General features: G+C 44.9%; 11 protein-coding genes. 6 read left to right on the top strand and 5 right to left on the bottom strand.

The window, feature by feature from the left end; all coding sequences use genetic code 11:
* Positions 1-199: 199 nt before the first annotated feature.
* Positions 200-2,497 (top strand): diguanylate cyclase, encoded by a 2,298-nt coding sequence (locus tag Nant_RS14845; RefSeq protein WP_054342452.1) that lies wholly within the window; start codon positions 200-202, stop codon positions 2,495-2,497.
* 200 nt (positions 2,498-2,697) lie between these two features.
* Positions 2,698-3,564, top strand: coding sequence for a delta-class carbonic anhydrase (locus Nant_RS14840; RefSeq protein WP_054342451.1), 867 nt, complete (start codon positions 2,698-2,700; stop codon positions 3,562-3,564).
* 100 nt (positions 3,565-3,664) lie between these two features.
* Here the strand turns inward: Nant_RS14840 and exaC are convergent, their stop codons facing one another.
* Positions 3,665-5,185 (bottom strand): acetaldehyde dehydrogenase ExaC, encoded by a 1,521-nt coding sequence (exaC, locus tag Nant_RS14835; RefSeq protein ID WP_054343230.1) that lies wholly within the window; start codon positions 5,183-5,185, stop codon positions 3,665-3,667.
* A gap of 223 nt (positions 5,186-5,408) precedes the next feature.
* Complete coding sequence (locus Nant_RS14830; protein ID WP_054342450.1) at positions 5,409-6,425, bottom strand: zinc-binding alcohol dehydrogenase family protein; 1,017 nt, start codon at positions 6,423-6,425, stop codon at positions 5,409-5,411.
* A 110-nt stretch (positions 6,426-6,535) separates the two neighbouring features.
* Here Nant_RS14830 and Nant_RS14825 point away from each other — a divergent pair, with 110 nt between their 5' ends.
* On the top strand, positions 6,536-7,432 hold the full coding sequence (locus Nant_RS14825; RefSeq protein ID WP_054342449.1) for a LysR family transcriptional regulator: 897 nt from the start codon (positions 6,536-6,538) through the stop codon (positions 7,430-7,432).
* Positions 7,433-7,497: 65 nt separating this feature from the next.
* Here the strand turns inward: Nant_RS14825 and Nant_RS14820 are convergent, their stop codons facing one another.
* The 3 genes from Nant_RS14820 to pedF form a co-directional block, all read right to left on the bottom strand.
* Positions 7,498-9,288 carry a PQQ-dependent methanol/ethanol family dehydrogenase gene (locus Nant_RS14820; RefSeq protein WP_054342448.1) on the bottom strand — a complete coding sequence of 597 codons (1,791 nt, stop codon included), beginning with the start codon at positions 9,286-9,288 and terminating at the stop codon, positions 7,498-7,500.
* Between the two features lie 236 nt (positions 9,289-9,524).
* Positions 9,525-10,463: a substrate-binding periplasmic protein gene (locus tag Nant_RS14815; protein ID WP_238377156.1), complete on the bottom strand. Its 939-nt coding sequence runs from the start codon at positions 10,461-10,463 to the stop codon at positions 9,525-9,527.
* The gene (pedF, locus tag Nant_RS14810; RefSeq protein WP_054342447.1) at positions 10,450-10,893 is read right to left on the bottom strand and encodes a cytochrome c-550 PedF; all 444 of its coding nucleotides are present in this window, start codon (positions 10,891-10,893) and stop codon (positions 10,450-10,452) included. Before pedF ends, Nant_RS14815 begins: the two co-directional genes overlap by 14 nt.
* A 458-nt stretch (positions 10,894-11,351) precedes the next feature.
* Here pedF and Nant_RS14805 point away from each other — a divergent pair, with 458 nt between their 5' ends.
* The 3 genes from Nant_RS14805 to Nant_RS14795 all read left to right on the top strand — a co-directional run bounded on the left by Nant_RS14805 (position 11,352) and on the right by Nant_RS14795 (position 12,339).
* Entirely contained in the window at positions 11,352-11,609 is a 258-nt protein-coding gene (locus Nant_RS14805; protein ID WP_054342446.1) for a hypothetical protein, read from the top strand.
* On the top strand, positions 11,590-11,805 hold the full coding sequence (locus tag Nant_RS14800) for a hypothetical protein (protein WP_054342445.1): 216 nt from the start codon (positions 11,590-11,592) through the stop codon (positions 11,803-11,805). The genes Nant_RS14805 and Nant_RS14800 overlap by 20 nt, the downstream gene beginning before the upstream one ends.
* A 267-nt stretch (positions 11,806-12,072) precedes the next feature.
* Complete coding sequence (locus tag Nant_RS14795) at positions 12,073-12,339, top strand: DksA/TraR family C4-type zinc finger protein (RefSeq protein WP_054342444.1); 267 nt, start codon at positions 12,073-12,075, stop codon at positions 12,337-12,339.
* The last annotated feature ends 346 nt before the right edge of the window (positions 12,340-12,685 follow it).

Genomic DNA, 12,685 nt, shown 5'->3' with positions numbered 1-12,685 from the left:
TCTTCAGGCACCCCTCGATTGTAGGTAAACTTGAGTTAAATCAGAACTAAATCGGAACTAAACCAGAGTTAAATAAAAATTTTTTTTCACATACCTGCCAATAAAAAAGACGACTTTGAACTATGCTAATATAAATAGCAGATTGCTCCTGGAGACAACAGGGATAGTTTTAACTTCAGATTATGGAAATTGATAATCCATGTACACTTACCCTTCAGGATATGCGAAACATATTCTTTCCCTTCTCATTGCCTTTGTCCTTTTCTGTTCGTCTGTAGCCACCTATGCTGCCGCGTTAGAAAAAGTCTCATTACAACTCGACTGGAAATATCAGTTTGAATTTGCCGGATTCATTATGGCAAAAGAGAAAGGTTTTTATAGAGATGCAGGCTTAGATGTTGACTTGATAGAGTATGAAGCGGGAATCGATACCGTTGAAAAAGTTCTGGCCCAGACAAACAATTACGGCAGCTATAACTCCAGCGTGATGATTAATGACGGTAAATTAAAACCTATTGTCTTACTGGCGACCTATTTTCAACAATCGCCGCTTATTTTTGTTACCTCCAAAGAGATCAAAACACCCAATGATCTAATAGGAAAAACCATCATGGGCACAAAAGATGAGCTTAAATACAGTTCATTAGCCCTCCTGCTGAATCACTTTTCTATCACTACCAAAAATGCAAAATTTGTTGAGCACTCGTTTAATAACGAAGATTTTATTCAGCATAAAGTAGACGCGATGAGTGCCTTCAGAACCAACCAATTATTTGAGTTGGACCAGCTAAATATTGAATATAATATTATAGATCCTGCAGATTTTGGTTTTCTAATGAGTGCAGTGAACCTATTCACTTCGCAGGATGAAGCGCTGCAACACCCGAAAAGAACGCGCAAGTTTATTGATGCGTCGAATCAGGGCTGGCACTATGCCTTAGCTCATCCGGAAGAAACTATTGCGATTATTTATGAAAAATACTCGCAACGAAAAACAATCACAGCGTTAAGAAACGAAGTAGCTGTTACTAAAAAAATGATGCTGCTAAAATTTTTCGATGTGGGTGCCATCAATACAGATTTAAGCACGCGCGCGGTTAAGCAGCTACATTACAGTGGCTTACTACCAGAAAATCAGGAATTGGGGGTGTTTCTATTTGACGAACTACTGCTGAAAAAAAATCATTTGGTGACTTTTAATGAAGCGCAGAAGCTCTATTTAAAAAACAAAAAAGTAATCACCCTGTGTGTTGATCCCAACTGGATGCCATTAGAAAGTATTTACAACGGCCAACATATAGGCATTGCTGCAGATATTATTTCAAAGCTTTCCTCACAACTACCTATACCCATTCAGTTAGTCGAAACCAAAAGCTGGCAAGAATCATTAGACAAAGCTAAACAGCGCCACTGTGATATTTTATCGTTAGTATCAACAACACCTGAACGCGCCGTATATATGGATTTCACCACGCCACACCTGACACTACCCATCGTCATGGCGACGACTACCGATAAATTTTTTATCAGTGATATCGCCGACATCCGGGATCAGAAATTTGGCATAGTAAAAGGCTATTCGATGGTGGAAAATCTGCGTAAAAAAATACCCGGTATTAATATTGTGGAAGTCGACTCCATCCACGAGGGATTAAAGCAGGTAGAGAGCGGCCTTTTATATGGCTATATTGATAATCTAATGTCGACTGCGAACGAGATACAGAAAGACTTTGGCGGCACTCTGAAAATTTCGTCCCGATTAACCAAGGATCTACAACTGTCCATAGCTACGCGTAATGATGAACCCGAACTGCACACAATATTTAATAAACTAGTGCAAAACATTTCTCCTGAAGATAAACAGTCTGTTTATAATAAATGGGTATCGGTCAAGCAAGAAATAGCTTTTGATTATTCTTTAATGTGGAAAATCGTCAGCGGACTATCCCTGTTATCACTTGGCTTCATTTACCACTATTATCAACTACGAAAATTAAACCAACGCCTCACAACCCTCTCAATAACCGATAAATTAACCGGGCTATATAATCGAGTCAAAATTGACGATGTCCTTGTCGAGAGAAAAACGGAAGTCGATCGTTATAAAATTGATGTCGCCATCATTCTGTTGGATATCGATTTTTTTAAGCGTGTTAACGACACTTATGGGCATATTGTCGGCGATTCAGTATTAGTTGAATTTGCTAATATTATTCAAAATAATGTCCGCGAAGCAGACTATGTAGGCCGCTGGGGAGGCGAAGAATTTATTCTGATCAGCCCTTATATTAATCTGACCGAGGCGGTCACTCTGGCTGAGAAGCTACTCCATAAAGTGCGTACGCATTCATTCCAGCAGATAGGAACACTAACCGCCAGTGCCGGCGTTTCATGCTTTTCTGCATCATTGAATATTAAAGAGACCCTGTATCATGTAGATCAAGCCCTGTACCGATCTAAACAAACAGGCCGGGACAAAGTCTCTGCACTAGCGTAATCGCTCCATCGAGCAACATCCACGCACTCAGAGTCGAAATCGACTCCCATTCGTGTATGATGCTCAGGTCTTAAAAATCACACACATTTTGTATGGACGCAAATTAGTTGGCACTGAGATTCAGGTAAAACTTACATAGCAAGTACTAACGATTATCGATTCAGAAACGGAAAATTTTCCAACACAATAAAGGACTAATTATGAAGGCACTACAACTCGTTATTTTGGCAGTAACTGCTGCACCATTTTTTGTGAATGCAAGTAGCTCTGACAGTGCTCACCATAAACAAATAACAAATCAGGTCATGGAGGACCAAAGAAATTTCTTATTAGTACAAACAAAGAATAAAGGATTTGGTCCTCAGGCGCCGAGAGATATTGATTTAAAAACGGGTAGTAATGATAGAGATTTCTCCCTTTCTCCTCCTTCAGCAGAAATGAATTTGTGTAACATTCATTTCCACAAAAACGCAGAGCATAAAGGCGGAGAATTTACTAAGTATGCAGGGAATGGCGATGGCCATGGTTATCAAACAGGATATCAATATTCTGGCCATTTAAGCCATGCAGAATTAGCAGACTTCGGTAAAAAAGTGGGCGAAACTAAACATGGCGCAATTTACCCTGGTGACACACTGGAAGTTCACTATGTCTACTCTACCGCTCAGGTAGAACCAGGTGCCACTTTAGGTGCTTGCTTAAGCGAATCTATCAAAAACCCTCAATTACGCGTAGAAACTCAAGTTTATGTTGCTGTTAATGATAAAGAGGCAAAAAACTTTGTATCTTTAACAAAGGTTGAAACTGTTGATGGGTTATACCAAGCAGTTAATATCCCAGGTAATACAGGTGTTCCTGTAGAGTATGCAGGATCAACGACAGGTCCTGGTTATAATGAAAAAGGATCTCCTTTCCAGGTAACCTGGAGCGTTAGACCTAACGTTGAAAAGGTATCTATTGGTACTATTGACCAATGGCTGCAAGGCAATGTTTTTGATGAAGACCATGCACACGGTGTCAGAAACTTAGTGACGAACCCTACGTTACTATCAAACATAGCTCACTAATAAAAACTGCACGTGAAAAAGGGTTAAGCATTACGCTTAACCCTTTTTAAAACACAAGGCTGGCCCTCTAATCCGAAGGCCGCTCTGACATCAAATCAGCTTAGAAAAAGCCCATCGGATTAGTATCGTAGCTAACCAGCATGTTTTTAGTCTGCTGATAATGTTCCAACATCATTTTATGTGTTTCACGGCCTATACCGGATTTCTTATAACCACCGAATGCAGCATGTGCTGGATAATGGTGATAGCAGTTAGTCCACACACGACCCGCCTGAATCCCACGCCCCATACGATAAGACAAGTTCATATCACGAGTCCATACACCCGCACCCAAACCAAACTCAGTATCGTTTGCAATCTCCAGTGCTTCGGCTTCATCTTTAAACGTGGTAACTGAAACAACAGGACCAAAAATCTCTTCCTGGAAGACGCGCATGTTGTTCTTGCCTTTCAGCAAGGTAGGCTGGATGTAATAACCATTGCTGAGGTCGCCTGGCAAGCTTTCTACTGATCCACCGACCAATACTTCAGCACCTTCGTTACGACCAATTTCCAGGTAGCTCAGAATTTTATCAAACTGTTCCTGAGAAGCCTGAGCACCCACCATAACATCAGTATCCAGAGGGTTACCGCGTTTGATCAATCCAATACGCTCAATCACTTTAGCGATGAATTCATCGTAAATTGATTCCTGAATCAACAAACGTGTTGGCGCAGTACATACTTCGCCCTGGTTAAAGAACGCCAATACAGCCCCTTCAACACACTTGCTAAGGAATTCTTCTTCGTGATTCATTACATCAGCAAAGAAAATATTCGGTGATTTACCGCCTAATTCTACTGTTGATGGAATGATATTTTCTGCTGCACATTTCAGAATGTGCGCACCAACCGGCGTCGATCCGGTGAATGCAATTTTAGCAATACGTGTACTCGTTGCCAGCGCCTGACCTGCTTCTGCACCGTAACCGTTTACAATGTTGATAACGCCTGGCGGGATCAAATCACCAATAGTTTCCATCAGAACAAGAATAGAAGCGGGCGTCTGTTCAGCCGGTTTCATAACAACACAGTTACCCGAAACGATAGCCGGAGCCAGTTTCCAGACAGCCATCAACAACGGGAAGTTCCATGGAATAATCTGACCGACAACACCCAGCGGCTCATGGAAGTGATAAGCGACGGTATGACCATCAATCTCACCAATAGAACCTTCCTGTGCACGGATACAACCCGCATAATAGCGGAAATGGTCAACACACAAAGCTACGTCGGCATTCAGCGTTTCACGAACCGCTTTACCATTATCCCAGCATTCAGCTACTGCGATTTTTTCCAGATTGGCTTCAATTCTGTCAGCAATTTTCAGCAAAACATTAGAGCGTGCTGTAACAGACTGCGCTGCCCAGCCATCTTTGGCTGCATGCGCTGCATCCAAAGCTAAATTGATATCGTCTTCATCCGAACGTGGGATTTCGCAGAAAACCTTGCCATCAACCGGAGAAATATTTTTGAAATATTTCCCATTAACCGGTGCAACCCACTCGCCACCGATGAAATTACCATAGCGTTCTTTAAATGTAACAACGGAGCCTTCAGTTCCTGGCTGTGCATAAATCATGTTCGTGGCCTCTTTCTTGTTATTCAGCCCTGCCCAACCAGCAGGCGCCATTCAATTAATCACTGTTCGATAGTAACGACTCAGAAGCTAACTCAGATATCACCCTTTGGAGTCGAAAAACTACTACTTTAGTGCTTATTACCGCAAGAAGAGGTCATGAAAAAGAGGGAGGTATATTGACCCTCCCCATTAAAAAAACTAAATATTTATATATATCAACAGGTTAAAAAGTTTCTAAAACTGCTTTACCCACTGATGTATTACTCTCTACATGCTGATGTGCAATACGCAAATTCTGTGCACTAATACGCCCAAAATGCTTACCTAGCGTCGTTTTAAGCGTTCCGGCATCAATCATGCGCGACACTTCATCCAATATAGAATGCTGCTCAATCATATCGTCGGTGGTAAACAACGAACGCGTGAACATGGATTCCCAATGTAATGAGATACTTTTTCCCTTTAAAAGCATGATGTCCAACGGCTCTGCCGGATCATCAATAAGCGCCAGCTTCCCTTGTGGACGTAACACCTTAACCAGTTCAGTAAAATGCTGTTCGGTATGCGTTAAACTGGCAACATGAGTAACATCTTTTATACCGATACGGGCTAACTCTTCGCTTAATGGCTGTCTGTGATCAATCACATAATCAGCACCCAATGCGAGTACCCAATCACGGCTTTCAGGCCGTGACGCGGTGCCGATCACCACAACATCGGGTAGCTGTGCCGCCAATTGTGTCATGATCGATCCCACACCTCCGGCAGCTCCCACAATCAACAACACCTTGCTACCTTTATGAGACGGGCTTTTGAGCTGCAAGCGTTCAAATAACAGCTCCCATGCGGTAATACTGGTTAAAGGCAGAGCGGCAGCTTCAGCATCGCTGATAGAGGCTGGCTTATGACCGACAAGCCGCTCGTCCACCAGCTGAAACTCAGCATTACTTCCCTGGCGCGTAATATCTCCGGCATACCACACTGCATCACCCGGTTTAAATAAGCTGACTTGCTCTCCCACCGCCTGAACAATACCGACCGCATCCCAACCCAATACTTTGTACTCGCCTGGCGCAGGCTCTGCACGCATCCGCACTTTACAATCGACCGGATTAACGGAGATGGCTTTGATTTCGACCAGCAAGTCGCGGCCTGTTGGCTGTGGCTTTTCAATCTCAATATCCTGTAACGCATCAGCATGACTGATAGGGAGTGACGCCTGATAACCAATGGCTTTCATATTTTGAATCCTCAATGAATAATTGAGGCTATTGTGTAAGAAAAAACCTACACTAAAAACAGGGTAATGCTTAATTCTTTTTCAAAATTTTTTTGGTAATAATGATATTTATGAAGCTGTCAGACCTGGATCTCTTTATTCGTACTGCTGATAACGGCAACATCACATCAGCGGCCCGGGAGCTGGATATTTCCCCTGCTGCTGCCAGTGCAGCAATAAAGCGACTGGAGTTACAGCTGGGTTGCAGCTTGTTTATTCGCTCTACACGTAAACTACGCTTAACATCTGCAGGTGAGCGTTATCTGCCCCACTGCCGTCGTGCCCTTGCCGAACTGATGGACGCTCAACAAGCCCTTGAGCAGGACAAAACTCAGCTTAGCGGTGTACTAAATATATCGGTCTCTTCAGATTTTGGTCGCAACCTGTTATTGCCATGGCTGGATGAATTTATGGCGCAACATCCGCAGTTATCCATCAGCCTGAATGCCAGCGATAGTCTGTCAGATTTTTACCATGATCGGGTCGATGTGGCCTTACGTTACGGCAAACCCGATGACTCCTCGCTGGTTGCATTCCCTATTTGCGAAACCGAGCGCATTATCTGTGCATCGCCACTGTATATAGAGCGCCACGGGCGTCCTGAACGGCCTGAAGACCTGGCTGATCACAACTGCCTGCTCTACCTGCTGGGTAATCGCACCTACGATTTATGGAGCTTTACACATAATCAGGCCGCCATGAAAATCAGAGTTCAGGGAAATCGTATCTGCAATGATGCCGATCTGGTGCATCGCTGGGCGGTATCCGGACAAGGCATCGCGCTTAAATCCAGGCTGGATATGACGTTAGATCTGCGGGCGGGAAAAGTGATCGAGTTATTATCAGGCTATGCGACGGAACCTGCCAATCTCTGGCTTATCTGTCCTAACCGCAATCAAATCACACCGGCGGTACTCATGTTCCGCGATATGCTGCGGCAGCGTTGTAAAGCACTCTTAGAAAACTAAAAAAAGCCTGACCCTCACGGGTTCAGGCTTTTTAGGGTTCCTATCAAAAGGAACATACCCTTACATTAATTATTCACAAGGTTAGCGTTCTGCTTTGGAAGTTTAAACGTCCAGACAGTACCGCCCTGGTTAAAGTCTTTAATACGTTTAGCCACTTCACCACCCCATAATGGAACCGCGCCACCCCAACCGGATACGACGGAAACATACTGTTCACCGCCCATATCCCAGGTGATCGGTGTGCCGATAACGCCGGAACCGGTATTAAACTTGTACATCTCTTCGCCGGTTTTAGCATTAAAGGCTTTCAGGTAACCTTCAGGTGTACCCATAAACACTAAGTTACCCTTAGTAACCATAGTGCCGCCCCACAGTGGTGAGAAGTTTTTATAATCCCACACTACTTTGCCGGTTTTAGGATCAATCGCACGCAATACGCCGATATAGTCTTCGTTTATTGCGCTAATCGTAAAGCCTGCACCCAGGTAAGCCGCCCCTTTTTTGTACGCTACCGGCTCGTTCCAGATATCCATTTCCCACTCATTAGAAGGAACATAGAACAGACCTGTATCTTGACTATACGACATTGGCATCCAGTTCTTACCACCGAGGAATGCGGGTGCTGCAGCCACCGAACTGCCCTGCTTACCATCAGCCGATGCAGCCGGGTTACCCGGACGGAATGCCTCGTCATAGATTGGTCGGCCATTTTCATCCAGACCCTTAGCCCATGTTATTTTATCGACAAAGGGGAATCCACGGATAAAGCCACCGTTTTCACGATTCAAGACATAGAAGAAACCATTACGGTCGGCAGTACCGGCAGCTTTAATAGTTTTTCCATCCGCTTGATAATCAAAAGAAATCAGTTCGTTAACACCGTCATAATCCCAACCATCGTGGGGTGTGGTCTGGAAGTGCCAAACAATTTTTCCATCGTCAGGATCGATACCCAGACGTGAAGAAGAGAACAGGTTATCGCCAGGACGCAAATGTGAGTTCCACGGAGAAGGGTTACCCGTACCAAAAAATAACAGATCTACATCAGCATCATAAGTACCGCCTAACCAGGTTGCTGCCCCACCGGTTTTCCACATGTCACCAGGCCAGGTTTTACCCGCTTCGCCACCCGAAATACCGCTTTCAACTTTTTCACCATCTTTCCACACATAACCCATGTGACCTTCAACCGTAGGACGCGTCCAGGCAAGCTGACCTGTTTTTGCATCATAGGCTTCAACTTTACCGACAACACCAAACTCACCACCCGAAACACCGGTAATCACTTTGCCCTTAACGATGATTGGTGCAGCCGTGAGTGAATAACCGGCTTTATAATCGCCAACGGTCTTTTTCCATACAACTTTACCGGTGTCTTTATTCAGCGCAACCAGCTTGGCATCCAACGTACCGAAGATCACCAGATCATCGAACAAAGCAACACCACGGTTGATAACGTCACAACAAGGCATGATCGCGTCCGGCAGGCGTGCATCATACTGCCACAGCTCATCACCGGTATTAACATCGATTGCAAAAACACGAGAGTAAGAAGCAGTAACGAACATCACGCCATCTTTAACAACCGGCTGCGATTCTTGTCCACGTTGCTTCTCACCACCGAACGAGAAAGCCCAAACAGGACGTAAGTCTTTTACTGTATCGACGTTCACGGCAGTCAGAGGGCTATAGCGCTGACCGCGTAAGCCCATACCATTAGAAACCACATCACCCGTGGTTGCCTGGTCATTCATAATATCTTCATCAGTTACGCCTGCCGAGACAACAGCAGAGAACGAGATGGCTGCGGCAATTGCGCTGATCGCAAAACCTTTGCCCAGATTCGTTTTGTTCATCACTAGCTCCTTAACGGAATCGTTTTTTTATTGTGAGACATTTCGAGGTGAGTCGGTAAACTTCCCCGAATCATCTCTCTTATTCTGAAGTTCTGGGGGATTCCGGCAATTAAACCCGAGAACAACTTTTCTCGTTACTTAGTACTACTACCCACGCAGACTGCCAGCAATCCCGCATAAAAATGACGCCACAAGGGGCGCCATGTTTTATCGAAATAACCCTACAGGGGGAATTATTATTGCGTGTCCTGATACAGCTCAGGCAACTCATAGGTTATGCCGTACGTAGCAAATAACGCTGCCATTTCGCCAGAACGCACCATCCCGGCAACCACATCATCAACCGCATAGCTCAGTTGCCGGTAGCTGCTCTTTACCGCCATACCGACATCCCATTTCTGCTTACCTATCGAAGGAAAGCCGTTTTCAGCCACCTGAAAACGCGCATCATTAGCAGTAAACAACAAGTTATCAATCTCAGAACGCATTGCCATCACCGCATTAACCTGGCCATCTTGCATCGCCGTAAAGGCCATACGGGCGGTGCTAAAATGATGTACATTTTTGCGCATCCGTCCCTGAAAACCCGAGCTCAGATAAAAGTCAGGCAAGCTGTCAATTTCTACACCAATCGGGTAATACTGAAAAACTGCCATGGTTTTTACGGCATCCATTTTTTGCGCATCATACGCCACCCGCCAGGATTCCCGCTGATAAGGCCCGAACATCACGACCTGCTCATTCTCTCCCTCACCGGTTTGCGGATCCTGACGATACGCAAATTCACGATCGTAAGGCACGCGCATCATCACATCCGCGAGTTTTTTCAGTGACAGCGGGTGTTCAGTATCTTTATCGAGGTAATGGCCTTTCCAGACATTATTGCGCAGATCATCTCCGAGACTTTCGTCAGGCGTAATCCAATGCAGCCGGAACTCAAGCTTAAAGGCTTTTGCGATCGCTTTACCCAGCTCAATATCCACACCGCTAGGCTCATCATCAACCAGATAAGAATACGGTGGAAAATCACGATACACGCCGATAATCAAATGCCCCGATGCGATGACATCGTCATAAGAACGAGCCAGTACCTGCCCGGAAAATACCAGACAGATAGCTATCAGGCATGCGCTAAGCTTATAGCTCAACTTATTCAGCACCTTACTCAGTAACACTGACCGACTCCAACCAGGTACGGATAGCCCACAAGGCTTCCTGACTCAGGGTATCTGCCATTTTTGGCATATAGACAGCCCCATTGCGTACAGCACCGTTTATCACGCGGTACGCATACCACTCATCACCATCAAACCCCGCTTCAAGCATGCGAAGGTCGGGCGCAATACCACCAGAAATACCTTCAAGACCATGACAACGGGCACAGTTTTGCGTATAGGCTGAAAAGCCGATTTTGATCGCCTCCGCGTTATCCTCAGAAGGTGTGCGGTACGGATTTAAATCACTCCATTCCTCACCCAGAGGCGTCAGGCCTCCTGTATCAACAGCCTGAGGCGTTACATCTCCGTGTGCCATCGCCTGGGTTGAAAGGCCTGCACAAAAGACCAGTGCAGCCGTTGATAATAAAATTTTATTTTTCAGAAACATTAGATTCACCCATTTTTTGTTATCACGACACACGTATCGGGTTCGAACTGACAGTGCTCACTCTTTCTTTAATAATGACTCAGACTAAACAATTCAAAAAGTGTACTTTGGCGCGCAAAAACTAGTTCATTGGTACTAAGCGGTAACGTCGAAACACAGAATGCTGAAACCATATACAAAGGCAAACGGCACAGTTGTCAGAGAAAAACTCTCAGTGTGGGGGATATTTCTTTAATACCGGATGTTACCCAAGCACACGGCGATAAGCTGATAATGCTGTATGCACAAGTAGAGTCGATTGATAGGCAAATACGTTGTATTTCTTAGGTTTAACTCCTTTTATTCATACCACTAAAATTTACTAAAAAAAGGGTTCTTATTTCAGTTTCGTTTCAGTTCGGGCGTTAAAGTAACCCCATCAAACAGCGACACTCGCTGACGAACATAAGGAAGCCATCATGAAAACTTTAATTAATACCGTACTTATCTCTTCTGCTCTTTTGGCTTCACAGGCATTTGCCGGTGGGTTAAGTGATCTGCCTGCTCACTCAGTTGAACGTAATCTGGCTGCAGGCCATGTAGCGACTGAGCAAGGCTTCGCATCAGTCAGCAGCCCTCTTTCTAACTTAGGTGTATCGGTTGCTTATCTCTTCTGCTCTTTTGGCTTCACAGGCATTTGCCGGTGGGTTAAGCGATGTGCCTGCTCAGTCAGTTGAACGTAATCTGGCTGCAGGCCATGTAGCGACAGCACAAGGCTTTGCATCAGTCAGCAGCCCTCTTTCTAACTTAGGTGCATCGGTTCAAGCACATTTGGGTGATGGTCATCAAAACGCGTCTAACAGTACTTACACAAGCGCTATCGTACTGACAGGCTTAGGCGTACCGTCTCATTCTACAGAAGCTCAGCTTTAAAGTTATAGAAGTCTGGGAGGTTCGCTTCCCTTAATTTAACTTTTTTATCAGACCATTTTATCAGGACAGCTTTACCCGATTCAGCTGCACCAAGTTCCATCATATTTGCTCTCATCAAGTAGTAGACACAGACCTTTAGCCGCTAGCTTTTTTTAAGAGCTCAGCGGCTTTTTTTTGCATATCAGGAATTAAGTGGTGAATTAGTGAATGAATTAGATCAAAGTTGAATATGAGGCTCATTCAACTTAAGAAATACAGGAGCGAATCATGGCGGGTGGCTGGTCCCGAGACGGGGCGGTTCAAGATCAAATTGATGCCAGTGTAGACGATGCGATAGCACTGGCTCGCAGTCGGTTACCTATCGGCGATAGTTTAACGCATTGTGAGGAATGTGAAGCCATCATCCCCGAAGCTCGACGTAAGGCTGTCCCCGGCGTGCGATTATGTGTCCGCTGCCAGACAGAGCTCGACAAACAGCAAGCGAACCTCAGCAGCTATAACCGACGCGGCAGCAAAGACAGCCAATTGAGGTGACCCTCAGCCCCCACAACAGCCTGTAGCCTTCGGGTATGCAAGTACAGCGGATCCGCACAGGGCGTCACACTGAGAGTGATGCCGCTTGCTCCAACCCTCACATAGTGCATAAAGTCCCTGAGACTTTATTACTAATGCCACACGCAGCAGCTGCTTGAACACGAACGCCTAGTGTTATCAGGCTGATAACGAGCACAGACCGATTTAAACAATCGTAGCAACAAGACCGGCTGGTTTGCAGGATCACTTAACAGCTAAAGCAACCCAATCGTTATGTCCTTCAGATTTGAATCCGCAAATTAAAACAATTAAAACAATTAAAACAATTAAAACAATTAAAACAATT

It is taken from the genome of Neptunomonas antarctica (assembly GCF_001305295.1).
Taxonomy (GTDB): domain Bacteria; phylum Pseudomonadota; class Gammaproteobacteria; order Pseudomonadales; family Balneatricaceae; genus Neptunomonas; species Neptunomonas antarctica.
The sequence above is the reverse complement of the archived record's forward strand: the minus strand, read 5'-3'. Positions and strand labels throughout refer to the sequence as shown.